The 25,259-nt window shown below is 60.3% G+C and carries 20 protein-coding genes, 1 tRNA gene and 1 pseudogene; 8 read left to right on the top strand and 14 right to left on the bottom strand.

Annotated features, from left to right (window positions below; all coding sequences use genetic code 11):
* Positions 1 to 15: 15 nt before the first annotated feature.
* Positions 16 to 1,590, bottom strand: coding sequence for a Re/Si-specific NAD(P)(+) transhydrogenase subunit alpha (locus O3W47_RS14280; RefSeq protein ID WP_080821154.1), 1,575 nt, complete (start codon positions 1,588 to 1,590; stop codon positions 16 to 18).
* A gap of 197 nt (positions 1,591 to 1,787) precedes the next feature.
* Positions 1,788 to 3,671, bottom strand: coding sequence for an MFS transporter (locus O3W47_RS14275; RefSeq protein ID WP_269313998.1), 1,884 nt, complete (start codon positions 3,669 to 3,671; stop codon positions 1,788 to 1,790).
* 508 nt (positions 3,672 to 4,179) lie between these two features.
* Here O3W47_RS14275 and O3W47_RS14270 point away from each other — a divergent pair.
* Positions 4,180 to 5,214 carry an aspartate-semialdehyde dehydrogenase gene (locus O3W47_RS14270; RefSeq protein WP_003522626.1) on the top strand — a complete coding sequence of 345 codons (1,035 nt, stop codon included), beginning with the start codon at positions 4,180 to 4,182 and terminating at the stop codon, positions 5,212 to 5,214.
* 215 nt (positions 5,215 to 5,429) lie between these two features.
* Positions 5,430 to 6,245: a lytic murein transglycosylase gene (locus O3W47_RS14265; protein WP_080815871.1), complete on the top strand. Its 816-nt coding sequence runs from the start codon at positions 5,430 to 5,432 to the stop codon at positions 6,243 to 6,245.
* 157 nt (positions 6,246 to 6,402) lie between these two features.
* Here O3W47_RS14265 and O3W47_RS14260 read toward each other — a convergent pair whose 3' ends face one another.
* Both O3W47_RS14260 and pdxY read right to left on the bottom strand, forming a co-directional pair.
* Positions 6,403 to 7,044, bottom strand: a complete 642-nt coding sequence (locus O3W47_RS14260; protein ID WP_006312112.1) for a carbonic anhydrase — start codon at positions 7,042 to 7,044, stop codon at positions 6,403 to 6,405.
* Positions 7,045 to 7,219: 175 nt separating this feature from the next.
* Positions 7,220 to 8,095, bottom strand: a complete 876-nt coding sequence (pdxY, locus tag O3W47_RS14255; protein ID WP_080815873.1) for a pyridoxal kinase PdxY — start codon at positions 8,093 to 8,095, stop codon at positions 7,220 to 7,222.
* A gap of 225 nt (positions 8,096 to 8,320) precedes the next feature.
* On the opposite strand from pdxY, the gene O3W47_RS14250 reads away from it, so the two are divergent.
* Together O3W47_RS14250 and O3W47_RS14245 are read left to right on the top strand one after the other, a co-directional pair.
* The gene (locus O3W47_RS14250; RefSeq protein ID WP_127757747.1) at positions 8,321 to 9,781 is read left to right on the top strand and encodes a phospholipase D-like domain-containing protein; all 1,461 of its coding nucleotides are present in this window, start codon (positions 8,321 to 8,323) and stop codon (positions 9,779 to 9,781) included.
* A gap of 49 nt (positions 9,782 to 9,830) precedes the next feature.
* Positions 9,831 to 10,676, top strand: a complete 846-nt coding sequence (locus O3W47_RS14245; protein WP_080815877.1) for an endonuclease/exonuclease/phosphatase family protein — start codon at positions 9,831 to 9,833, stop codon at positions 10,674 to 10,676.
* Positions 10,677 to 10,734: 58 nt separating this feature from the next.
* Here the strand turns inward: O3W47_RS14245 and O3W47_RS14240 are convergent, their stop codons facing one another.
* From O3W47_RS14240 to O3W47_RS14225, 4 genes are all read right to left on the bottom strand, one after another.
* Positions 10,735 to 10,929, bottom strand: a complete 195-nt coding sequence (locus O3W47_RS14240) for a hypothetical protein (protein WP_269313997.1) — start codon at positions 10,927 to 10,929, stop codon at positions 10,735 to 10,737.
* Positions 10,930 to 11,219: 290 nt separating this feature from the next.
* Positions 11,220 to 14,414, bottom strand: a complete 3,195-nt coding sequence (locus O3W47_RS14235; RefSeq protein ID WP_269313996.1) for an efflux RND transporter permease subunit — start codon at positions 14,412 to 14,414, stop codon at positions 11,220 to 11,222.
* 130 nt (positions 14,415 to 14,544) lie between these two features.
* On the bottom strand, positions 14,545 to 15,735 hold the full coding sequence (locus O3W47_RS14230; RefSeq protein ID WP_080850934.1) for an efflux RND transporter periplasmic adaptor subunit: 1,191 nt from the start codon (positions 15,733 to 15,735) through the stop codon (positions 14,545 to 14,547).
* 56 nt (positions 15,736 to 15,791) lie between these two features.
* Positions 15,792 to 16,598: an alpha/beta hydrolase fold domain-containing protein gene (locus O3W47_RS14225; protein WP_080815883.1), complete on the bottom strand. Its 807-nt coding sequence runs from the start codon at positions 16,596 to 16,598 to the stop codon at positions 15,792 to 15,794.
* 247 nt (positions 16,599 to 16,845) lie between these two features.
* Here O3W47_RS14225 and O3W47_RS14220 point away from each other — a divergent pair, with 247 nt between their 5' ends.
* Positions 16,846 to 17,745, top strand: a complete 900-nt coding sequence (locus O3W47_RS14220; RefSeq protein ID WP_003522616.1) for a LysR family transcriptional regulator — start codon at positions 16,846 to 16,848, stop codon at positions 17,743 to 17,745.
* A gap of 9 nt (positions 17,746 to 17,754) precedes the next feature.
* Here the strand turns inward: O3W47_RS14220 and O3W47_RS14215 are convergent, their stop codons facing one another.
* Entirely contained in the window at positions 17,755 to 18,654 is a 900-nt protein-coding gene (locus O3W47_RS14215) for a LysR family transcriptional regulator (RefSeq protein WP_127757675.1), read from the bottom strand.
* A gap of 161 nt (positions 18,655 to 18,815) precedes the next feature.
* On the opposite strand from O3W47_RS14215, the gene O3W47_RS14210 reads away from it, so the two are divergent.
* Positions 18,816 to 19,997 (top strand): MFS transporter, encoded by a 1,182-nt coding sequence (locus O3W47_RS14210; protein WP_269313995.1) that lies wholly within the window; start codon positions 18,816 to 18,818, stop codon positions 19,995 to 19,997.
* A gap of 61 nt (positions 19,998 to 20,058) precedes the next feature.
* Positions 20,059 to 20,892: an aldo/keto reductase gene (locus tag O3W47_RS14205; RefSeq protein WP_269313994.1), complete on the top strand. Its 834-nt coding sequence runs from the start codon at positions 20,059 to 20,061 to the stop codon at positions 20,890 to 20,892.
* 140 nt (positions 20,893 to 21,032) lie between these two features.
* On the opposite strand, the gene O3W47_RS14200 is transcribed toward O3W47_RS14205, so the two are convergent.
* Positions 21,033 to 21,107 (bottom strand) — tRNA-Gly (locus tag O3W47_RS14200).
* Between the two features lie 384 nt (positions 21,108 to 21,491).
* Between O3W47_RS14200 and O3W47_RS14195 the strand changes: the two genes are divergently transcribed.
* On the top strand, positions 21,492 to 21,713 hold the full coding sequence (locus tag O3W47_RS14195) for a hypothetical protein (protein WP_003522612.1): 222 nt from the start codon (positions 21,492 to 21,494) through the stop codon (positions 21,711 to 21,713).
* 78 nt (positions 21,714 to 21,791) lie between these two features.
* Here O3W47_RS14195 and dps read toward each other — a convergent pair whose 3' ends face one another.
* From dps to O3W47_RS14175, 4 genes and pseudogenes are all read right to left on the bottom strand, one after another.
* Entirely contained in the window at positions 21,792 to 22,280 is a 489-nt protein-coding gene (gene dps / locus O3W47_RS14190; RefSeq protein ID WP_003522611.1) for a DNA starvation/stationary phase protection protein Dps, read from the bottom strand.
* A gap of 122 nt (positions 22,281 to 22,402) precedes the next feature.
* Positions 22,403 to 23,161 carry an iron ABC transporter ATP-binding protein gene (locus O3W47_RS14185; RefSeq protein ID WP_269313993.1) on the bottom strand — a complete coding sequence of 253 codons (759 nt, stop codon included), beginning with the start codon at positions 23,159 to 23,161 and terminating at the stop codon, positions 22,403 to 22,405.
* A complete protein-coding gene (locus O3W47_RS14180) occupies positions 23,158 to 24,126 on the bottom strand; it encodes an iron chelate uptake ABC transporter family permease subunit (protein WP_269313992.1) in 969 nt (322 codons plus the stop codon). The genes O3W47_RS14185 and O3W47_RS14180 overlap by 4 nt, the downstream gene beginning before the upstream one ends.
* A pseudogene (locus O3W47_RS14175) lies at positions 24,119 to 25,083 on the bottom strand (ABC transporter permease). The gene O3W47_RS14180 and the pseudogene O3W47_RS14175 overlap by 8 nt, the downstream one beginning before the upstream one ends.
* Between the last annotated feature and the right edge of the window lie 176 nt (positions 25,084 to 25,259).

The raw sequence follows: 25,259 nt of genomic DNA, 5'->3' as shown, positions 1-25,259 counted from the left end.
TGTCCCCTACACGGCTCAGGACTTCTGGAACATGGCGAGCATGCGCCGTGTCACGAGGAAACCGCCGACGATGTTGATCGTCGCGATCAGGACGGAAAGCGAGGCGAGGATCACCACCAGCCAGTTGCCGGAACCGATCTGCAGCAATGCGCCGATGATGACGATGCCGGAAATCGCGTTCGTCACCGCCATCAGCGGTGTGTGCAGCGAGTGGCTGACATTCCAGATGACCTGGAAACCGACGAAGCAGGCCAGCACGAAGACGATGAAGTGGCTCATGAAGCTTGCCGGCGCGAAAGCGCCCACCAGAAGCAGGATCGCCGTGCCGATTGCGAGCAGACCGACCTGGCTTTTCGTCTGCGCCTTGAAGTCGGCATGTTCCTTGGCGTGCTTTTCCTCAGGCGTAAGTTCTTTTGCTCTTTCCTTCGGCTTCTGCGCGGCAATCGCCTGAATTTTCGGCGGCGGCGGGGGATAAGTGATTTCACCCTGATAGGTGACCGTCGCACCGCGGATGACGTCGTCTTCCATGTTGTGAACCGGCTTGCCGTCCTTGGCGGGCGTCAGATCGGTCATCATGTGGCGGATGTTGGTGGAATAGAGCGTCGAGGCCTGCGTGGCCATGCGGCTCGGGAAATCCGTATAGCCGATGACGATGACGCCATTGTCGGAAACGACACGCTGGTCGGGAACCGTGAGGTCGCAATTGCCGCCGCGCTCGGCGGCGAGGTCGATGATGACCGAACCCGGCTTCATCATCGCCACCATGTCGGCGAGCCACAGTTTCGGGGCGTCGCGGCCCGGAATGAGCGCCGTGGTGATGACGATATCGATCTGCGGAGCGAGTTCGCGGAATTTTTCGAGCTGCTTCTCGCGGAATTCCGGCGAGGAGGGAGCGGCATAACCGCCGGTGGCGGCGCCGTCCTGCTGCTGATCGGCGAAATCGAGATAGACGAATTCCGCGCCCATGGATTCGATCTGCTCGGCCACTTCCGGGCGAACGTCGAAGGCATAGGTAATGGCGCCGAGCGAGGTGGCCGTGCCGATGGCGGCGAGACCGGCAACACCTGCGCCGATGACGAGCACCTTGGCGGGCGGCACCTTGCCGGCGGCGGTGACCTGACCGGTGAAGAAGCGGCCGAAATTATTGCCTGCCTCGATCACCGCGCGATAACCGGCGATATTGGCCATGGAGGACAGCGCGTCCATCTTCTGGGCGCGGGAAATGCGCGGCACCATGTCCATGGCGATGACATTTGCGCCCTTTTCCTTCGCCTGTTCCAGAAGGTCCTTGTTCTGGGCGGGATAGAAGAACGAGATCAGCGTCTTGTCCGAAGACAGGCGATCAATCTCCGACGTTTCCGGCGGACGAACCTTGGCGATGATGTCGGAACCGGCGTAAAGCGCATCGGCGCTATCGACGATCGTTACACCGGCTGCGCGATAGGCGTCGTCGGAAAAACCCGCGGCCTTGCCTGCACCGGTTTCAAGAATGCAATCATATCCGAGTTTCTGCAATGCCTGGGCGCTGTCGGGCGTCATGCCGACGCGCGCCTCGCCCTCATATAATTCCTTAGGTGTCCCGATTCTCAAAATGGCTCTCCCTCTGCCTGATAATATAGGGGGGTCATAACCTATTCAGGGGGGCTTTGTCTCCATATTGATTTTGTCTTGCCTGCGACGGAATGACAGCCCGCTGCGACAGTCTTGTTCGATATGCGGACGTACTGCGCAATAAAAGAACCCGGCGCTTCAGCGCCGGGTTCCGAAAATGTCAAACAGGGTATGGCTCAATCCATGGCGTGGATATCGCGATCCTTGGTTTCCGGCAGGAACAGCAGGCCGACGACCAGCGTGATGCCCGCGAAGATGATCGGGTACCAGAGGCCGTAATAGATGTCGCCCTTCGCCGCGCTCATCGCAAAGGCGGTGGCGGGCAGAAGGCCGCCGAACCAGCCGTTGCCGATGTGGTATGGCAGCGACATGCCGGAGTAGCGGATGCGGGTCGGGAACAGTTCGACCAGCAGGGCCGCGATCGGGCCGTAGACCATCGTCACGTAGATGACGAGGACGGTCAGGACCGCGATGATGACGACCCAGTTCACGGCGGCCGGATCGGCCACCATGGAGAAGGCACCGCCGCCGGCTACGGTGTAGACGGCCATTTCCGCGGCACCTGCGGCTTCTGCCGGTGTCAGCAGCTTGTCCGCCACCAGCTTGTCGGTCGCGACCATCTTCTTGTCGGCAGCGCGAACGGCCTCCGCATTGAGGTTAAGCTCCGGGTTTGCGGCAATGAAGGCATCCAGTTTCGCGTCCGGCACCTGTGCCGCGCCGCGCACCAGCGGGTAGCCGCCATCGTGAAGCGCCATGTTGACCTGCTTCTGGAAGGCCTTGTCCTTGGCTGCCGCATCCGCGCCGGCGGCGGCCGCGTCGTAGCTGGCGATGGTCGCATCGCCGATCTTGATGCTGGCCGGCTGGCCGGCTGCTCCTGCAACCACGTCATAGGGAACGGAGTTGCGCGTCAGGAACGAGGTGGCGATATCGCAGGATGTGGTGAACTTCGCCGTGCCGGTCGGGTTGAACTGGAACTTGCAGTCGCCGGGGGCAGCGGTCACGGTGGCGCGAACGCTGGACTGGGCTTGCGCAAGCGCCGGGTTGCCGGCCCATGTCAGTGCCTTGAACAGCGGGAAGTAGGTCAGCATGGCAAGGATGAGGCCGGCCATGATGATCGGCTTGCGGCCGATCTTGTCGGAAAGCCAGCCGAAGATGACGAAGAAGCTGGTGCCGAGGATGAGGGCCGCCGCCACCATGATGTTGGCGGACTGGCCGTCGACCTTCAGAATGCTCTGCAGGAAGAACAGCGCGTAGAACTGGCCCGTATACCAGACGACGGCCTGACCGATGACGGCGCCGACAAGCGCGATGAGCGCGATCTTGGCGTTTTTCCACTGGCCGAAGGCTTCGCTGAGCGGCGCCTTGGAAGTTTTACCTTCTTCCTTCATCTTCTTGAAGGCGGGGGATTCATTCATTTTCAGACGAATCCAGACCGATACGCCGAGCAGCAGAACGGAGACGAGGAAGGGAATGCGCCAGCCCCAGGCGGCGAAGGCTTCCTTGCCGAGTGCGAACTGCACGCCGAGAATGACCACCAGCGACAGGAACAGGCCGAGCGTCGCCGTCGTCTGGATCCACGAGGTGTAATAGCCCCTGCGGCCGTTCGGCGCATGTTCGGCCACGTAAGTTGCCGCACCGCCATATTCACCGCCGAGCGCCAGGCCCTGCAGCATGCGCAGAACGATCAGGATGATCGGAGCGGCGATGCCGATCTGCGATGCGCCGGGCAGGACGCCGACGAGGAAGGTCGAAACGCCCATGATGAGGATGGTGATGAGGAAGGTATATTTGCGGCCGACAATGTCGCCCAGACGGCCGAATACCAGCGCGCCGAAGGGGCGCACGAGGAAGCCGGCGGCGAAGGCCAGCAGCGCAAAGATGTTGCGTGTCGTTTCCGGATATTGGCTGAAGAAGTTCGCGCCGATATAGATCGCGAGCGAGCCGTATAGATAAAAATCGTACCATTCGAAGACTGTTCCGAGAGAAGAGGCGAAGATCACCTTCTTCTCTTCACCCGTCATTGGACGGGCGGCGCCGCTCACGGCTGCAACATTTGCCATTGTCTGTCCTCCACAGATGTCCCATTCGGCGCATTGCGGAGCCCATCTCTCTCCTCCGGACTCCCCATAAGGGTGCAATGCGCGGAGTGTCAGAGTGACAGAAAATTAACTGCAATAAGAGCGATGCTTTCGGATTATGACTTTAGTCTAATGCAAGACGTCCCGAAAATGTCGCGAGGCCGATTTGGCGTCTTGCGCGAGGCGTCTCCAAACGCGCCTTTTTTCTTGACACAACCGAGAAACCTTCTAATAGCTTCTCGCGAAGAAGGAGCATCACATTGCGCATGCATGTTGCAGACATGTTCGTCATGGAAGGACCGGCACAATTGGCCGGCGATGATCCGCGCCTTTCTCATTCTACCCGAATTACGGCCAAAACGACGATTAAAACCGTCTAACGTCTCTGGCCACCGCTCTCTCCCCGGTTTGGCTGGGGATCGAGGAAGCCGCAATGCGATGCGGGTTCCCACCTCACCAAAAAGAGGAGAGACAGAAAGAGAGCTTGATCATGGGTTTCAAAGTTGCAATTGCAGGCGCCACCGGCAACGTCGGTCGCGAAATGCTCAATATCCTGGCCGAACGCGGTTTCCCCGCCGATGAAGTCGTGCCGCTCGCTTCCGCCCGCTCGCAGGGCACGGAAGTCTCCTATGGCGACCGCACGCTGAAGGTCTCGAACCTCGAGAACTACGATTTTTCCGACACGGATATTTGCCTGATGTCGGCCGGCGGCGATGTTTCCAAGAAGTGGTCGCCGAAGATCGGCCAGCAGGGCTGCGTCGTCATCGACAACTCTTCCGCATGGCGCTACGACCAGGACGTTCCGCTGATCGTTCCGGAAGTCAATGCCGATGCGGTTGCGGGCTTCACCAAGAAGAACATCATCGCCAATCCCAATTGCTCCACGGCGCAGCTCGTCGTCGCGCTGAAGCCGCTGCATGACTTCGCCAAGATCAAGCGCGTCGTCGTCTCCACCTACCAGTCGGTTTCCGGCGCCGGCAAGGAAGGCATGGACGAGCTGTTCCAGCAGACCCGCGCCGTCTTCGTGGCCGATCCGGTCGAAGCCAAGAAGTTCACCAAGCGCATCGCCTTCAACGTCATTCCGCATATCGACGTCTTCATGGAAGACGGCTACACCAAGGAAGAGTGGAAGGTTCTGGCCGAAACCAAGAAGATGCTCGATCCGAAGATCAAGGTAACCTGCACGGCCGTGCGCGTTCCTGTCTTCATCGGTCATTCGGAATCGGTCAATATCGAGTTCGAAAACGAGATCACCGCCGATCAGGCGCGCGATATCCTGCGCGAAGCGCCGGGTTGCCTCGTCATCGACAAGCGCGAAAACGGCGGCTACATCACCCCGGTTGAATCCGCCGGTGAGGACGCGACCTATATCTCGCGCATCCGCGAAGATGCGACGGTCGAAAACGGCCTCAACCTGTGGGTTGTTTCCGACAATCTGCGCAAGGGTGCGGCTCTCAACGCCGTCCAGATCGCCGAACTCTTGATCAATCGTGGTTTCATCAAGCCCCGCAAGGCGGCTGCCTGATACCATTTTTTAAGGTTCGTTAAGTATAACCCGTCTGTTCTGTGTGGGGCAGGCGGGTTTCATAATTGGCGACGATCACGGCCAGTTTATTTGCAGGCCTTGCTGCCGAAAGGCAATTTAGGCCGCCAAAAAGCAATTTTGGCACCTGAATCATACAGTATTGACGGTTTGGTTCTCGGGAAAAATTCCCCAAAGGATATCGAAGGCAGATTTTGATGCGGGCAATGAAGGTAATTCTGGCTGGTGCGGCCATGGTTTCGGTTCTGGCAGCGACGCCGGTTATGGCCGCGCAATGCGGCAACACTTCGGCGGGCTTCGATGCCTGGGTCGGCGCCTTCAAGCAGGAAGCGGCGGGCCGCGGCGTCAGCGCCTCGGTGCTCGACCGTGCTTTCTCCGGCGTCTCCTACAACCAGGCGACGATCCGCGCAGACCGCGGCCAGCACAGCTTCAAGCTCTCCTTCGAACAGTTCATGCAGAAGCGCGGCGGTCAGACGATCATTTCGCGCGGCAAGACCATGAAGAAGAACAACGCTTCTCTCTTTGCTTCCATCGAGCGCGCCTATGGCGTGCCGGCCGGTCCGCTGCTCGCCATCTGGGGCATGGAAACCGGCTTTGGCGGCTTCATGGGCAACCAGCACACGCTTTCCGCCGTCGCGACGCTCTCCTTCGATTGCCGTCGTTCGGATTATTTCACCGAGCAGCTTTATGCGGCCCTCAAGCTCGTCGGCAGCGGTTCGCTGAACGTCAACGCCAAGGGTGCTGCCCATGGTGAAATCGGCCAGACGCAGTTCCTGCCGCTGAACGTCGTGCGTTACGGCGTTGATTTCGACCGCGACGGCCGTATCGATCTCGTCGGTTCGCGCGCCGATGCGCTGGCTTCCACCGCGAACTTCCTTGTCGGCCATGGCTGGCAGCGCGGCGCCGGTTATCAGCAGGGACAGGCGAACTACGCCGCCATCCAGGGCTGGAACGCCGCAAGCGTCTACCAGCAGGCCATCGCCTTCATCGGCAAGGCGATTGACGGCCAATAAGGTCGCTTTTCACGGGCTAAAATTTCGCTTCCGTCATGCCGGACTTGATCCGGCATCCAGCCACGGCGCGTCTGCGCCGTGGAGAAAGTCTTTCTGCGATCAAGGACTTGATCGCGCTGGACCCCGGATCAAGTCCGGGGTGACGAGGCTTTGAAAATCACAGATCCGGACGACGGAAATCGCCCGTCTTGCTATCCATCACCCACAACTCGCCGGTCGAAATATCGAACCATGCACCGTGCAGCTTCACCTTGCCGGCGGTTTCCTGCGCCTTGACGAAGGGGAAGCCGCGCAGATTGGCGATGGAGTTGCGGATGGAAACGCGTTCCAGCGCGGTCTGGCGCTCGGAGGCGGTCATGACATCGTTGCTCTGGATCTGCTCGGCGGCCGACTTGACCATGTTCATCCATTTGCCGATGAAATCGCCCGGCGACAGCGGCTCGAGATTGGGATCGAGTGCTGCCTGAATGCCGCCGCAGCGGCCGTGGCCCATGACGACGATATCCTTCACCTTCAGAACCTGAACGGCATATTCGATGGCCGCCGAGGTGGCGTGGTACTGCCCGTCCGGCTCGAAGGGCGGCACCATGTTGGCGACGTTGCGGACGACGAAAAGCTCTCCCGGTCCGCAGTCGAAAATGGTTTCCGGCGCGGAGCGGGAGTCACAACAGGCAATGAAAAGGGTCTGCGGCTTCTGTCCGGTGTCGGCCAGAACGCGGTATCTTTCGCGCTCGTCGACATAGCGGCCGCTCATGAAGTTCTTGTAGCCGTTGAGAAGGGTTTCCGGAAAATCTTTCATCTATCGCAGTACCGTTGTGGTTGGACCGAGATCAAGAGAAGAACCCGGTGCGTTGAAGACCAATCCTTTGGAGCATTTTCGCTTTTCTTCGAACCGCGAAATCGCTCCAACTCCTTGTTTGCCGCATTTCCGGACGGAAAACCGAGGGCCACTTTTCCTGGAAATGCTCTAGCCGCTATTTGCGCTTGCTGCGCGAAGGATGCAAGAGATGACGCATCTGCACCATGGCCATGGGTGTGGAGAGGCTCGAAGAGTCCGTCTCCAGCGTCAGTTCGTTCATCTCGCGTTTTTTGGTGCGGGCCAGAATTTCGAACACGCTGGCGGTTGCGAGCTGCAGCGCCTTTTCGTCATCCATGCCTTCCAGCAGGCGGGCGAGGAACAGCGCCGACATCAGATCGCCAAGCCCGTTCGGCGCATTCTCAATGGCGCGATGTTCGGCAAGCAGCGCGTGGCGGCCGCTGAGATAAAGATTGCCGGTGCCGCCCGTCATCATCGGCACGGCCGAGGTAACCAGCATTTTCGGCGGGCCCAGCGCAAGTGCGGCATCCATGATGGCATTGTTGGTCTCGAGCTCCGCGCCGCTCATCCAGGCCAGTTCATAACGGTTCGGCGTGGCGACGGTGGCAAGCGGAATGAGGTGATCGCGGATGGCTTCTGCGGTCTCGAGCGGAATGTAAAGCCCGCCCAGATCGCCCATGACCGGGTCGCAGGCGTAGATCAGCGCCGGGTTCTTTTCCTTCAGATTGCGGATCAGCCTTGCGACGGAGCGCACCTGCGCCGCACTGCCGAAATAACCGGTCAGAACAGCCTTGACCTCGCCGATCCATTTGGCGTTTTCGAGGTCGGTCATGGCCTTGTCGAAATCGTCGTCCTGAAAGCGCATCCGGGTGGAAGGGCCGTGGCCGGGATGCCAGGGCAAAACGATGGTGGGCACCGCCCAGACGGGATAACCGAGTGTCTCCAGCGCAAAGACTGCGGCGCGATTGCCGACGGAACCACGCATGACATGGCTGGAAATGACGATGACGGCGCCCTGTGTATTTTCCTGCATCACGGCCTTCTTGCTTTCAAACGAGGCAGAAAGCCCGCAAGTGCACCCCGCCTTGCCACTGCCCAAAGATCAAGATGCGCTCTCATGACATATCGCAAGGCCGGTTTCCACCGTTAATCCCGCAAGGGTCTGTCCCGCAAAAGCATGGCGCGGTCAGGTTCTTTGTCTCTGCCAGCGCTGCCCGCCTGTCATTGCGAGATTGCCGAAGTACTTTATAGTTGTACCATGCTCGATCTCGTCATTGCCTATTGGCCGCATATTCTTGCCGTTCTCTCGATTTTGATGGGAACCGTGGCGGCCGTGCATGCCACGATGACGAAGGAGGAGGTTCGCTCCGCGCTCGGTTGGGTCGGCGTCATCGTGCTGTCGCCCATCGTCGGCGCGGTCATCTATGCCATTGCCGGCATCAACCGCATTCGCCGGTCCAACATCACGCAGCAGCGGTCCTTCATGCAGGACGAGATCATGGATCGCGTGGCGCGTCTGGATGCCAGCGGCGAATTGATCGCCACGCGGTTCGGACGGCGTTTCGAGGCGATGAAGACGCTGGGCGACCGGGTGACGCGCCATGCGCTGACGACCGGCAACGGCATCGAGCCGCTGGTTACGGGGGATGCCGCCTATGCCGCCATGCTGGAGGCTATCGACGAGGCGAAGCGGTCGATCATTCTCGAAACATATATTTTCGACAATGACCGGATCGGCGCCCGCTTTGTCGCCGCACTCGAAAGGGCGAAGTTTCGCGGCGTGGAGGTGCGGGTGCTGGTGGATGCGGTGGGTGCGCGTTATTCCGTGCCGAGCATCCTGCCGACGCTTAGGGAAAAGGGCATCGTCTGCGATGTCTTCAATGGCAACGTCATCATGGGGCTGCGGCTGCCCTATGCCAATCTGCGTACCCACCGCAAGATCCTCGTGGTGGACGGGCGCATCGCGTTCAGCGGCGGCATGAATATCCGCGAGGGGTTCACCCTTGAGTTCGGCGGCGAAAGCCAGTCGCACGACACGCATTTCAAGACCACCGGGCCGGTGGTTTCGGATTTTTTCTCCATTGCGGCGGAGGACTGGCGGTTCACGACGGGCGAGCTTCTGGATGCGCCGGTCTGGGATATCGCCGTTCCCGATGCCGTGCCGGGTTCGCAGATCGTCGCCCGCGTCTGCTCCTCCGGGCCGGACAAGAGCATCGAGACCAGTCACAAGATGCTGATGGGCGCGTTTTCCGTCGCGCGTTCCTCCATTCTCATCATGTCGCCCTATTTTCTCCCCGATCGGGAGCTTATTTCGGCGCTCATAACCGCAGCAAGGCGGGGAGTCGTGGTGGATATCATCGTGCCGAAAAGCAACAATCTGGTGCTTGTGGACAGGGCGATGACGGCGCAGTTCGACCAGATGCTGAAGAATTACTGCCGCATCTGGCGGGCGACGGGGGCTTTCAATCATTCCAAGCTTCTGGTGATCGACGGGCGCTGGAGCTACATTGGCTCTTCCAATCTCGATCCGCGTTCGCTGCGGTTGAACTTTGAGATCGATCTCGAAGTTATGGATGAGGAATTCGCCGCGACAATCGGCGAGCGCATCCGGGATGCACGGGCAACCGCCTTGCCCGTGCGGCTCAGCGAACTGAATGCGCGGCCATTCGTTGTCCGTTTTGTGGAGCGTGTCCTGTGGCTCGCTTCGCCTTATCTTTAGAGTGCGGTGCGTCCGGCAGGGCGCTGCGCGAAACCGGAGGCATCGACGCGTGAAAAAGAACGGTTTGCTGGATGATGAAAAAACGGCCTTGACGAAAAACACCAGCCTGTCCGCCTTCGTCATGCAGTCGCTGCGCGACCGCCGCCAGCGCCAGAATGCGGCGCCAGCGACGAAAGACCATTCCTTCCCCGTCATCGCCTCCTACAATGTGCACAAATGCGTCGGCCGCGACCGCAAGTTCGATCCCGATCGCACCAGCCGCGTCATTCAGGAAATCGGCGCTGATATCATCGCCCTTCAGGAAGCGGACAGCCGTTTCGGAGAGCGTACCGGCCTGCTCGATCTTGCCCGGCTGGAGCGGGAAAGCGGCCTCATTCCCGTGCCGGTGCAGGCAGGGGTGAAGGCGCATGGCTGGCACGGCAATGTCGTGCTGTTCAAGGAAGGGGCGGTGAGGGACGTTCATACGCTGAAATTGCCGGGGCTGGAGCCGCGCGGCGCGCTCGTCGTGGAGCTGGATCTGAAAAGTGGCGGCACGCTGCGGGTCATCGCCGCCCATTTCGGGCTTCTCAGACATTCCCGCGCCCAGCAGGCGAAAGCACTGATCGGCCTTCTGGAAGCACGCAACGAATGCGCGACCATCCTGATGGGAGACCTGAACGAATGGCGTCTCGGCAACGGGTCGTCGCTCAATACCTTCCGGGATGCTTTTGGCGCTTTGCCGCCGGCGGTGCCGAGTTTTCCGTCCAACCTGCCGGTGCTGGCGCTCGACAGGATCATCGCCAATCGTGAAGGGCTGATCGAGCAGGTGGAGGCGCATGACAGCGCGCTGGCGCGCATCGCCTCGGATCATCTGCCGCTGAAGGCCGCGGTGCGGACCGACCTGCTTCCGGCCTGATCCCGCTGCGGATGAGATGCCGCAAGCATGAGAGCGGACCCAGGCAAGGGGTAGGCCGTTACACTGCCGTCAGATGGCTGCGCGAACGGGCTTCCAGCAACGATGTGCGAATGGCTTCCATCAGCCGCTCACGGTTGTTTCTGGTCTTGCTTCTGTCCAGGTTCTGCGCGGAAAGCGCCAGATCCAGACCTTCATGCATCACAATCGAATAGGCAACGGTCGTTGCCCAGTTTTCGTATTCCTGCTCCATCATGCAGCCCCTGAACTAAATCATTTAGTCCGAATCACCCTGTTCTTGAGAATTTACCACAAAATACAAAGCATAAAATAGCATCGTTTCTTGCAGCTCCGTCGAGTTGGTGCGGATATATTGATCTTTGACAGGTTCAATGCGGAACAATATAGGCGATTTTCCCGCTTAAGCATTTGAAACTGATTCTATTTCAGTAGAGCCGCATAGACATTTCCAGCCATAAAAACGCCGCGCATCTGATGATGCGCGGCGGGCTTGCTTCGAAGGTGGCGGTGGATGGGAGTTAGGTTTCAGCCGGCCTTTTCGAGCTTGTAGTCCGAATTGGCCGGTTCTTCCTGCTTGTGCTGGATGAGCGGGCGGTTGCCCGCCAGCTTGCGCACCAGCACATAGAAAACCGGTGTCATGAAGATGCCGAAGAACGTCACGCCGATCATGCCGGAGAACACCGCGACACCCATGGCGGCGCGCATTTCAGCACCCGCACCGGTGGAGATGACCAGCGGCACCACGCCCATGATGAAGGCGAGCGAGGTCATCAGGATCGGGCGAAGGCGAAGCCGGCTTGCCTCGATGGCCGCCTGAAGCGGCGTTCGTCCTTCAAATTCCAGCTCCCGGGCGAATTCCACGATCAGGATCGCGTTCTTCGCTGAAAGACCCACAAGGACGACAAGGCCGATCTGCGTAAAGATGTTGTTGTCCCCTCCTGTCAGCCAGACGCCGGTGAGGGCCGCAAGTACACCGAGCGGGACGATCAGGATGATCGCGATCGGCAAAGTGAGGCTTTCATATTGCGCAGCCAGCACGAGATAGACGAGCAGCAGCGCCAAGGGGAAGACCACGATGCTGGAATTGCCTGCCAGAATCTGCTGGTAGGTGAGGTCCGTCCATTCATAGTCGACACCGGCGGGCAGGGTTTCGGCAAGGATTTTTTCAATTGCCGCCTGCGCCTGTCCAGAAGAGAAGCCCGGTGCCGGACCGCCGTTGATATCGGCCGCAAGGAAGCCGTTATAACGGTTGGTGCGCTCCGGCCCCGTCGTCGCATTTACCTTTAAGAGCGTCGACAGCGGGATCATTTGACCCGATGCGGAGCGAACCTTCAGGCGACCGATATCTTCGGCATGGGCGCGGAACTGGGAATCCGCCTGGACCCGCACGCTGTATGTCCGTCCGAAAGCATTGAAGTCGTTGACATAGAGCGAGCCGAGATAAATCTGCAGCGTCTGGAAGACGTCGCTGACGGAGACACCCAGCTGCTCGGCCTTGGCGCGGTCGAGATCGGCGAAGAGCTGCGGCACGTTGATCTGATAGCTGGAGAAGATGCCCGCCAGCTCCGGCGTCTGATAGGCCTTGCCGATCACTGCCTTCGCCGCTTCATCCAGCGTCTGATAGCCGTAGCCGGCGCGGTCTTCGATCTGCAGCTTGAAGCCGCCCGTCTGGCCGAGGCCGTTGACCGGCGGCGGCGGGAACATGGCGATGAAGGCATCCTGAATGCCCGCATATTTCTGGTTCAGCTGCATGGCGATGGCGCCGCCGGACAGTTCCGGTGTCTTACGTTTTTCGAAATCATCGAGAACCGCAAAGACGATGCCGGAATTGGAGCCAATGGTGAAGCCGTTGATCGACAGGCCGGGGAAGGCGATGGCGTGGCTGACGCCGGGTGTTTCCAGGGCGATGTCGCTCATGCGCTTGATGACGTTTTCCGTGCGGTCAAGCGTTGCGCCATCCGGGAGCTGGGCAAAACCGATCAGGTACTGCTTGTCCTGCGCCGGCACGAAGCCGCTCGGCACTGTCGTGAACATGCCGTAGGTGGCGGCCACCAGCGCCATATAGACGATCATGACAAGGCTCTTGCGCGTCACCAGCCCGCCGACGGTCTTGCCGTAGCCGTTCGATGCGGCGCCGAAGGCACGGTTGAAGCCGCGGAAGAACCAGCCGAGGATTTTGTCCATGAAGCGGGTCAGCCAGTCTTTCGGCGCGCCGTGTTCCTTGAGCAGCAGGGCCGCAAGGGCGGGCGACAGCGTCAGCGAGTTGATCGCCGAAATGACGGTGGAGATGGCGATCGTCAGCGCGAACTGCCGGTAGAACTGCCCGGACAGGCCGGAGATGAAGGCGAGCGGCACAAAGACGGCGACCAGAACCAGCGCAATCGCGATGATCGGGCCGGACACTTCGCGCATGGCCTTGTAGGTGGCGTCACGCGGCGAGAGCCCGTTTTCAATGTTTCGCTCGACGTTTTCGACGACCACGATCGCGTCATCCACCACGATGCCGATGGCCAGCACAAGGCCGAACAGGGTCAAGGCATTTATGGAGAATCCGAAGGCATACATGACGGCGAAGGTGCCGATGATCGAGACCGGAACGGCGATCAGCGGAATGATCGAAGCGCGCCAGGTCTGCAGGAACAGGATGACGACAAGTACCACGAGGCCAACGGCCTCGAGGAGTGTGTCAACGACCTTCTCGATGGAGGAGCGCACGAATTTCGTCGTATCGTAGACGATCTCGTATTTCACACCGTCAGGCATTGCCAGCTGCAGATTGTCCATCGTGGCGCGGACATTGTCGGCGATTTCGATGGCGTTGGAGCCGGGGGCCTGAAGCACGGCGACAGCCACGGCGGGTTCGCCGTCGAGCAGCGAGCGCAGCGTGTAATCGGCCGCACCGAGTTCGATGCGGGCGACGTCACGCAGGCGGGTGATTTCGCCATTGGCGCCGCTCTTGACGATGATGTTGCCGAATTCTTCCGGCGTCGTCAGACGGCCCTGCGCATTGACGTTGAGCTGCAGGTCGACGCCATTCGGGCTTGGCGAAGCGCCGATGACGCCGGCTGCGGCCTGCACGTTCTGCTGGCGGATGGCGTCGGAAACGTCGCTGGCGGCGAGATCATGCTCTGCCACCTTCTGCGGATCGAGCCAGACGCGCATGGAATAGTCGCCTGCGCCGAAGACCTGCACCTGGCCAACACCTTCGATGCGGGCAAGGCGATCCTTGACGTTCAGCGTCGCATAGTTGCGCAGATAGGTGATGTCATAGGCGTCGGTCTTCGAGACGAGGTTGACGACCATGATGAAGTCGGGCGAGCTCTTGACCGTCGTGATGCCGAGCGCGCGGACTTCCGCCGGCAGGCGCGGTTCGGCCTGCGACACGCGGTTCTGCACCAGCTGCTGCGCCTTATCGGGATCGGTGCCGAGCTTGAAGGTGACGGTCAGCGTCAGCACGCCGTCGGAGGTTGCCTGGCTGCCCATGTAGAGCATGTCCTCGACGCCGTTGATCTGTTCTTCCAGCGGTGTCGCGACGGTTTCAGCGATAACAGTCGGGTTCGCACCGGGATAAGTGGCGCGCACGACGACGGATGGCGGAACGACTTCGGGATATTCCGAAATCGGCAGGGCGCGCATGCCGAGAAGGCCTGCCACCACAATCAGGATCGACAACACGCCGGCGAATACCGGCCGGTCGACAAAAAATCTGGAAATATTCATATCCAGTCCCTCTCCGGGTCTTTGGGAATGCGAAGGCCGTTCCGGCGGCAATCCTGCCGCCGGTGAAGGCCGGTTCTGTCTGAAGGGGCGTCTCGCGGAACGCGGGACGCTTACTGATCAAAGAGGCGGGTTACTGCGAGGCAGCAACCTTGTCTTCCGCCTGCGGTGCGATGGTGGCACCGGGGCGAATGCGCTGCAGGCCGTTGACGACGATCGTATCACCGGCGGCAAGGCCGCTTTCGATGATGCGCTGGCCATCAGCCGGTGCGCCGGGCTTGATCTGGCGGTAGCTCACCTTGTTTTCGGCATCGACCACGAAGACGAAGCGCTTGTCCTGATCCGTGCCGATGGCGCGGTCGCTGATGACGATGCGGTTTTCCGGCTTCGGTTCACCCATGCGCACCCGCACGAACTGGCCGGGGATGAGCCTGCCGTCCGGATTTTCGAAGACGGCGCGGACACCGATGGTGCCGCTTGCCGAATCCACCTGGTTGTCGATCAGGTGCAGCGTGCCCTTGATCGGCGTGCCTTCATCCGAAAGCGTACCGATTTCCACGGGGATCTGCTCGAGGGCGGGCAGCGCGCCGTCCGTCTGCGGCAGTTCGGCAAGCGCCTTGGCCACCACGCCTTCGCTGGCGTTGAAGCTGGCATAGATCGGGTTGACCGATACCAGTGTCGTCAGCGCCGGCGAGGTCGAGCCGGCGGCGACGAGGTTACCGGCGGTGATTTCGATGCGGCCGACGCGGCCGGAAACCGGGGCGAGGATTTCGGTGTAACCAAGATCGAGCTGCGCCGTGGTCAGTGCGGCGCGGGCGGCGCGAAGCTGGGCTTCGGCATCCGCAAACGAGCTTTGACGCTGGTCGAGATCGCTCTGGGAGATGGTGCGATTGTCGGAAAGCCTGCGGCCACGGTCGAGTTCCGTTTTCGCAAGGCTGACCTTGGCTTCAGCCGAAGCGACCTGGCCCTCAGCGCCGGCAACGGCGGCCTGATAGGGGGCGGGATCGATGGTGAAGAGAGGATCGCCTTCCTTCACCAGCGCGCCTTCGCGGAAATGCACGGCCTTGATCTGGCCGGCGACGCGGGAGCGGATCTGCACCCGGTCAACGGCTTCGAGACGGCCGGAAAACTCTTCCCAGCGCATGACGTCGCGGCTTTCCACCTTGGCGACGGTGACCGGGATTGCCGGCGTTTCGGCAGGCGTGGAGGCAGCCGTGGCGTTGCGGCTGGTGGGGAGGTCGAAAAACAGTGCTGCGGCTGCAACGGACATAGCAAGCCCGATACCGGCGCCCGTCAGGGCCCGGCGCTTTGTGTTCAGCGTCATAGGTGTCTCCTTCGCCCCCGATCGGGAGCAGGTCGTTCATAAATAAATGCGAATTTTCAGTGTTTTAACTGGTCAACGAAGGTCTTGAACTCCGAACAGACGGATGAGACCCATCCTCCGCCCTCTCCTTGATAAAGCCCCGTCCAGCCGACACCGGCGGGGAAAACATGCTGCCGGACGCAGACGCCTGAGGCGATGAGCCTGTCGGCATAACCGACCGTTTCGTCGCGCAGAGGGTCGTCCTCGGCGGTAAAGATCAGCGCCGGCGCCACCCGGTTCAGCCGCGTGCACTGGCAGGGCGCGGCATAGGGGTGGAAAAACCCGCACGCCTTGGCAAGGTAATGGCTCCAGCCATCGGCCCAGCGCTGACGCATGCCGATCCTGTCCGCGTCGCGGAAGGATTCCGTCGTCATCATCGGGTCGATCATGGGCGACAGAAGAATCTGGCCTGCGAGTTTACCCGGCATGCGGTCACGGGCCTTCAAGGCAAGCCCCGCCGCCACATTGCCGCCAGCCTCTTCGCCGGCCACGAACAGCAGCGATTTCGCGCCGCCATAATGCTTGCGATCCCGGCTCAGATGATCGAGCGCCTCATAGGCGCAGTCGATGACCATCGGAAACTCGTTGCCGGACGGCTTGCTATAGTCGGCCTCCACGACCACTGCGCCGCTTTCCGCAAGCGCGCGGGCCACCGGAAGCTCGGGGCAATTGCCGCCCGGCTCGAGACCGGGTTCCAGAAACGATCCGCCGCGCAGATAAAGCACCACAGGCGGATGGCTGCAGAGGCAGGAACCTTCATAACGGCGCACGGAGAGCTTCGACGCGGACGTCTCGCTACCCATATTTTCCCAATGCGCGTTCATGAACCCAGATCCTTTGCGCCACCACTTAAAGAGTGTTGCGATCTTCTGGATAGCACCTGCGCTTTAAGTCTTTACCTTGCCGCATGTCGTCACCGCAAAACCGCCGCGCATTTTTGCGCGACATGCTCGAGACGGATCATATTGCAAAATCTGAAATCCATATTATTGTTCGGATCGAAACGATCAAGCATGCAAATTTGAAAACACTATTCCGAAATCACGGATAATCATATCTCCGAGGCAGTGAATGGATCAGCTCTCCGCCATGCGGGTTTTTACGCGTGTCGTGGAAACCGGCAATTTCAGCCGCGCCGCCACCGCGCTGAACATGCCGAAAACCACGGTTACCAATATGGTGCAGGCGCTGGAGGCGCATTTGCACACCACACTTCTTAACCGCACCACGCGCCGGGTGATGCTGACAACGGACGGCGCTCTCTATTATGAGCGGGCCTCACAGATTTTATCGGAAATCGAAGAACTTGACGGCAGCATGTCCAGCGCGCAGGTGCAGCCCTCCGGCCGGTTGCGGGTGGAAATGGCCGGTGTCTTCGCGGACCTGGTGGTTATCCCACATCTTTGCGAATTTTACCAGCGTTATCCGCAAATCCGTCTCGATCTCGGTGTCGGCGACCGTCTGGTCGATTATATTGCGGAGAATGTCGACTGTGCGCTGCGGGTCGGCGTGCTGCGCGATCAGTCGCTGATTGCCCGTAAAGTGGGCGAACTCCGGTTCGAGACATTCGCCTCGCCATCCTACATCGAAAATTTCGGCATGCCGCAAGAACCGGAGGATCTGGAGAAGGAGCATTATTCGGTGGGCTACCTCAATGCCACCACCGGCCAGATCATGCCGGCCTCCTTCGACAATGGCGTGCGCAGCGTCGAGTTGACCCCGAATTACGTTGTCTCGGTCAATGACAGCCGCACCTATCTCAATGCGGCGCTGGCCGGCATGGGCATCGTGCAGCTTCCCGTCTTCATGGTGAAGGATGCGCTTTCGCGGGGCGAGCTGGTGCCGGTGCTTTCCGAATGGCGGCGCGAGGCCATGCCGATCTATGTGGTCTATCCCCAGACCCGTCATGTAACCAACAAGGTCCGCGTTTTTGTCGACTGGCTGGCCAAGCTGGTGCACGGCCTGGTGTGAGGCGGCCAGTCACCGCCCGACCCTTGCTGCGACAAAATCGATGAAGGCGCGCACGCGGGCGGCCAGATGTTCGTGACCGGCATAAACCGCGTGGATCACTTCCATCTCCTCGGCATTATAGTCTTCCAGCACCGGCACGAGCAGGCCCGCCTCGATATCCGGCTCGATATGAAATTCGCCGACCCTTCCCAGCCCCAGGCCCGTCAGGCAGAGCCTTCGCATGGCCATGCCACTGTTGACCGAGACGTTGCCCGTTACGGGCAGTCGGTAGACTTCCGCAGAGCCGGGGTTGCGAAACGGCCATTCGTTGAGGCTGCGGCTGAAATTGAAGCTGAAGCAATTGTGCCGCGCCAGGTCCTGCGGTTTTTCCGGCATGCCGTGTCGTTCGATATAGGCGGGGGAGGCGACGATGACCCGGCGCACCTCTTTAAGCTTTCTCGCCTTCAGGGATGAATCTCCCATCGCGCCCGAGCGGATGGCGATATCGGTACGTTCCTCTATCAGGCTGATGACGCCGTCGGTCAGCGAGATATCCAGCTCGATTTCCGGATAAAGCGACAAAAATTCCGGCGCAAGCGGCAGGAGATAACGTTCGCCGAAGCCCAGCGTAGCGTTGACGCGCAAAAGGCCGCGCGGCACCACCTTGCCGCCGCTCGCCACGATCTGCTCGGTCTCGGCTATGTCGGCGAGAATGCGCCTTGCCCGCGCAAGATAGACTTCGCCCTCCGGTGTAAGCGTGACAAGCCGGGTGGAGCGGGCAAGCAGCCGGGTGCCGAGGCGGTCTTCGATACGGGTGACAAGCTTGCTCACCGCCGAGGGTGAAAGCTTCAGCCTGCGCCCGGCGGCGGAAAAACTGCCGAGTTCAGCCGCCGCCACGAAGACTTCCATTTCTCCGGCCCGATTGTCCATCGCCGCACCACCTGTGAAATCAATTCAAAGGTATTTATCCGACCTTACCGATTATCATGCAAGTCCCCTTCGCCCATATTGCGTCCATAGATTTGATCCAACCGGACGGCGTCGCTGTCCAGAACGCCCGCGATCCCGCTCCGGGCGAAGAGGTATTCGTCATGCCATTGGCCATATTTGCCCTGACGATCGCGGCCTATGCGATCGGCACCACGGAGTTCGTGATTGTCGGCCTTCTGCCGACGGTTGCCAACGATCTTCACATTACCCTGCCGCTTGCCGGCCTCATCGTCAGCGTTTATGCGCTGGGCGTCACCTTCGGTGCGCCGATCCTGACGGCGCTGACCGGCAGGATCGAAAGAAAGCCGCTGCTGCTCGGCCTGATGGCCCTGTTCATCATCGGCAACAGCGCGGCCGCCCTGTCGCCCAGCTATGAGATGCTGCTTGTCGCCCGCGTCATCGCCGCCTTCGCCCATGGCGTCTTCTTCTCGGTCGGCTCCACGATTGCCGCCGATCTCGTGCCGGAAAATCGCCGCGCCTCGGCCATCGCCATGATGTTCATGGGGCTGACGGTCGCCATCGTCACCGGCGTTCCGCTCGGCACCTATATCGGGCAGGTCTTCGGCTGGCGCGCCACCTTCTGGGCCGTTGCCGGACTTGGCGTCATCGCCTTCTTCGGCATTGCCACGCTTCTGCCGAACACGCTCAAGAAGGCGCCGCCGGCGAGCCTCTTCGATCAGGTCCGTGTTCTCGGCTCCGGTCGCCTGCTCATCGTTTTCGCCATGACCGCGCTCGGTTACGGCGGCACCTTTGTCGCCTTCACCTTCCTTGCGCCGATCCTGCAGGATGTCACCGGCTTTTCGGAAAAAAGCGTCAGCCTGATCCTCGTGCTTTATGGCATCGCCATTGCGGCCGGCAATATCGGCGGCGGCAGGATCGCCAACCATAATCCGGCCAGGGCGCTGATCGGCCTCTTCCTGGCGCAGGCCATCGTGCTGCTCGTCTTTTCCTTCACCGCCTTCTCGCCGGTCCTGACGCTCATCACGCTTGCCGCGCTCGGTTTCCTGTCCTTCGCCAATGTTCCCGGCCTGCAGCTTTATGTGGTGCAGCTTGCCAAGGAACATCGCCCCGGCGCCGTCGATGTCGCCTCGGCGCTCAACATCGCCGCCTTCAACCTCGGCATCGCCATTGGCGCATGGCTTGGCGGTCTGGTGGTGGAATCGCCGATGGGTCTTGCCGCAACCCCGTGGGTCGGCGCCATTCTCGTCGCCGTGGCCCTGCTCTTGACCCTCTGGAGCAGCGCGCTCGACCGCCGCGCCGCGCTGACCCTGAAAACCGCCTGAACTTTCCGTAAAATTCCCGGCCGCTCCCAAGTCGGCCGGGCCGCTTCAAAGGAGAAAATATATGTTTGATGTCACCGCAAATGGCGGTTCGATCCCGGCACTGGGCTTCGGCACGTTTCGTATTCCCGGTGCGGATGTGCTGCGCATCGTTCCCCATGCGCTGAAAGCCGGCTTCCGCCATATCGATACCGCCCAGATCTACGGCAACGAAGCGGAAGTCGGCGAAGCTATTGCTGCCTCCGGTATGGCGCGCGGCGACGTGTTTCTCACCACCAAGGTCTGGGTCGAGAACTACAGGCACGATGCCTTCCTCGCCTCCGTGGATGAGAGCCTGAAAAAGCTGAAGACCGATTATGTCGACCTGCTGCTGCTGCATTGGCCGAATGAGGCGGTTTCGCTTGCCGAACAGATCGGCGCGCTGAACGCGGTTAGGCAAGCCGGCAAGGTGCGCCATATCGGCGTTTCCAATTTCAGCACGGCGCTGATGGCCGAGGCGGTGAAGCTGTCCAGGGCCCCGGTCGTGACCAACCAGATCGAATACCACCCCTATATCGATCAGGACGTGGTTATCGCCGCGGCAAAGGCCGCCGGCATGTCTGTGACGGGGTATTACGGCATGGCCGATGGCAAGGTCTTCACCGATCCGGTGCTGAAGGAAATCGCCGCAGGCCGTGGCAAGTCGGTGGCGCAGGTGGTGCTGCGCTGGCTCGTGCAGCAGCAGGGTGTCATCGCACTGTCGAAGACGGTCAGCGAAGCGCGCGTCGATGAAAATCTCGCCATCTTCGATTTCGAGCTTTCCGCCGATGAAATGGCGGCGATCCGCGCGCTTGCCAGGCCGGATGGCCGCATCGTTTCACCCGAAGGGCTTGCACCCGTCTGGGATCAGGCCGCCTGAGAATGAGGACCGGGAAGGGAACGCTCTTCCCGGTTTCCCCATGCGTGGGAAATCCTCGCGCATTTCGCGCGGCACAGCCCATGGAAACGACGCGTCTCACATCGGGTGCAGTGAAGATTTATCTGCCTGTTCTGGAAATTTGGAGCGGGCGAAGGGATTTGAACCCTCGACCCCAACCTTGGCAAGGTTGTGCTCTACCCCTGAGCTACACCCGCTCAAATCCACCGGTCCGGGGTAGTTCGCTGAACCGTGGGCCACCAAGCGGCGACGGGTGCTATATCGCTCAATCGTTTTTGGAATGCAACAGTTTCTTTTGCGGTTTCGGTGGAAATCCGCCTGTGTGTGGATTTATCCGAAATCTGACGGCCATCGCGGGCTGAAGCGCAGGGAATTTCCGCTGAAGATATTGTTTCAACTGGTTTTTATCTCCCTGTCCTGGGGTGGCGGCCGGCGGGAAGGCCAGAAAATAACCTATTTACATTTGGTTAAAATCTGATTCGACAAGTGATTCGTTCGGGTGTACAAATTCCCTGTCCACAAGAAAAATCGAAACGATATTGGGAACGATACTTGGCATATCATCATCGGGAGGATGAGCCTTGTCGTACGCAGCTTTTGAACGGGTTGGCGCACAATTGTCGCCGGAGCAGATCACCGATTTGCAGACTATTTTCGATGGCGTATGTTTCGAATGCTTTCAAGACCGCAGCAGCCATGTTGCCAATGAGTGCGCAGCGGTTTTGATCCGTAGCGCCCAGCGCGGCATTCTCGACCATGAGATGTTGCGCGATATCGGTCTTGCGGTTTTACGTCGGCACTGATTGCGCCATATGACAATAAAAAAGCGCCCGAGCATCTCGGGCGCTTTCGCGTGTGTTGTAGCAGGAGCCGCTTCCGGCTCAGCTCTTTTCCTGCACATGCGCTTCAAGGAACCAGAGCGACTTGTCGAGATCGCGCGAGGCGGCGGTGAAGATATCGGCCGTCGTCGGATCGCCCGCCTCGTCGGAATCGTCGATCGCCTTGCGGATCATGTTCGCGACCTCGCCATAACGCTCGATCAGTTCGTCGAGATGGTCGTGGATCTTGTAGATATCGGTCGGATAGGCCTTGAGCTTCGTCGTCGAAGAGACCGATTGCAGGCTGCCGAGCGCCGTGCCGCCAAGCTGGACCACACGTTCGGCAATCGTGTCGCCGTGATTGTCGAGCTGGGTGCGGAAAGTGTCGAGAAGTTCGTGCACGGCGATGAATTGCGGGCCCTTGAGGTTCCAGTGCGCCTGCTTGGTGATGAGCGCAAGGTCGATCACCGAGGCCAGCGATTCGTTGAGAATGCCGATTACGGTCGACTTGGCGTTGGAAGGCAGGTCGTTCTTCGTCTTGTGCGTCTTCATCGATGTCTCCTGAAGTTGCGGACGGAATGCCGCTTTGGAAAAGTCCGTCGTTTAACGTCCGGGCCTGAGGCCCTGTTCCATGTTAGGCAACATGACAGCGAAAATCCTGCACAATCATCATGTCATTCGTAAAACAGGCAGATGCGCCGGCCGTCTATCTCATTGACGCGGATCGGCATGTCATAGATGTCCTTGAGGACGTCCGGCCGGATGATCTCTTCCGCCGGCCCCTGATGGCAGATGCGGCCCTCGCGCATGGCGATGATGGTGTCGGAATACCAGGAGGCGAAGTTGATGTCGTGCAGCACCAGAACCACGGTCTTCTTCAGCTCGTCAGCTGCCTTGCGCATGATCTTCATCATGCTGGAAGCGTGTTTCATGTCGAGATTGTTGAGCGGCTCGTCGAGCAGCACGTAATCGGTATCCTGGCACAGCACCATGGCCACGAAGGCGCGCTGGCGCTGGCCGCCGGAAAGCTCGTCCAGAAACCGGCCGGCAAGGGTTTCGAGATTGAGATATTCCAGCGCCCGGTCGATATGGACCTTGTCCTCGATGGTGGGGCGGCCCTTGGAATAGGGGTAACGGCCGAAACCGACGAGATCGCGCACCGTCAGGCGCGAGGAGATGTGGTTGTCCTGCCGCAATATGGAGAGCCGCTTGGCCAGCGTGTCGGAAGGGGTTTTCGTGACATCCAGACCGCCCACCGTCACGGTTCCGGCATCCATCGACATCAGCCTTGCGACGATGGAAAGCAGCGTCGATTTTCCAGCACCGTTCGGCCCGATGATGGAGGTGACGCCGCCTGCCGGAATGGAGACGGAGACGCCGTCAACGACGAGGCTGTCGCCATAGGATTTGCTGATCTGACTGGCGATGATCATCGCGCACCCCGCTTCAGAATAAGACCGATAAAGACGATACCGCCCAGAAATTCGATGATGATCGAGAGCGCCGTATCGAAGGCGAAGACCCGCTCCAGCACCACCTGACCGCCGACGAGGCAGATCACGGCGATGAGGATCGCCGCCGGCAACACATAGGCGTGTTTGCCGTTGCCGGTGAGATAATGGGCAAGGGCTGCGACCAGCAGCCCGAAGAACATGACCGGGCCGACGAGTGCGGTGGAGACGGCGACCAGCACGGAGACCAGCACGAGGATGATGGTGACCGTGCGCTTATACTCGACCCCGAGGCTGATGGCCGTTGCGCGGCCGAGCGAGAGGACGTCGAGCGTGTGCATGAGCCTGAGCCCGATGATGGTCACCACGCCGATGATGGCGGCGGAGACGGCAAGAAGCGTCGGATCGATGGAATTGAAGCTGGCGAACAGCACATCCTGCAGCACCGTATATTCATTGGGGTCGAGCACGCGCTGCATGAAGCCCGAGAGGCTGCGGAAGAAGACGCCGAAGACGATGCCCACCAGCACCAGAAGATGCAGGCTGCGTTCCGCTCCGACGAAAAGCCAGCGATAGAGCAGGGCGGAAAAGGCGACGAGCAGCGCGGTCTCCGTGAGAAATTTCAGCTGCGGATCGATCAGGACGACGGTTGCCGAGCCGAAGACGAAGATCAGCCCGGTCTGCATCAACACGTAAAGCGAATCGAAACCCATCACCGAAGGGGTGAGGATGCGGTTGTTGGTGACCGTCTGGAACAGCACGGTGGAGACCGCGATGGCATAGGCCACCAGCAGCAGCGACAGAAGCTTGATGCCGCGAAACGGCAGTACGAAGCTCCAGCTCCCCTTTGCGCCGAGCGTCATGAAGGCGGCCATGGAGATGAGTGCGAATGCCGCAAGCACGAGCAGAACGGTTTTTGCACGCCGGTCGGGATGTCTCTCACGCATGGTGGCGTTTCCGCAGCAGAAGATAGAGGAACAGCGCGCTGCCAATGACGCCGACCACGGTTCCGATGGGTATTTCGTAAGGCGCACGCACGGTCCGGCCGATGATGTCGCAGGAAAGCACGAAGACCGCGCCGAGCGTCGCCACCCATGGTACCGAGCGGCGCATATTGTCGCCGATCATCAGGCTGACGACATTCGGCACGATCAGCCCGAGAAAGGGGATCATGCCGACGGTGACGACGACGACCGCGCTCACCAGCGAAACGATGGTGAGGCCGAGCGCCATGACCCGGCGATAGTTCAGACCGAGATTGGTGGTGAAGTCGCGGCCCATGCCCGCCACGGTGAAGCGGTCTGCGGCGAGATAGGCGGCGATGGCGAAAAGGAAGCCGACCCACAGCAATTCATAACGGCCGCGCAGCACCCGGAAAAATCTCCCGTCATCCATGCGCCGAGCGATTGTAGAAGGTCGAAACGATAAGCGAAGAAGGTGGTGACGGCGGAGATGACGCCGCCCAGCATGATGCCGATCAGCGGCACCAGCAGCACGTCGCGCAACGGCACCTGCCTCAGGATACGCAGGAACAGCGCGGTGCCGGCGAGCGCGAAAACGGCGGCCACCAGCATCTTGCCGAAGATCGGCGTATCCGGCGCCAGCAGGGTGATGGTGAGCAGGCCAAGGCCGGCGGATTCGGTGGTGCCCGCCGTCGAAGGTTCCACGAAGCGATTACGCACCAGCATCTGCATGATGAGCCCGGCAATCGCCATCGAGCTTCCGGCCAATATCAGCGCCAGCGTGCGCGGAATGCGGCTGACGAGCAGCACGCGCAGCGCGTCCGCGCTGGTATCAGGCGAAAAGAGCGTGGCGAGCGAGACATTGCTGACGCCGACGAACAGGCTGGTGATGGCGAGCACCAGAGCCAGAAGAAGGGCAAGGATGAGGGACAGAGATTTCACTTCGGCGATTTTTCGAAAATGATGAAAGCTCCCGGCGACCCAGCAGGTTACGGAGAGGCTACAAGCTTCTCTCCGTCATCCTCGGGCTTGTCCCGAGGATCTGGAACCTATTGATTTTACGATACCTTGGTAGATCCTCGGGTCAAGCCCGAGGATGACGTCGAGTATGGAGCAAC

This window comes from Agrobacterium sp. LMR679 (genome assembly GCF_027157905.1).
GTDB lineage: Bacteria > Pseudomonadota > Alphaproteobacteria > Rhizobiales > Rhizobiaceae > Agrobacterium > Agrobacterium leguminum.
This window is presented reverse-complemented; position numbering and strand designations above follow the sequence as displayed.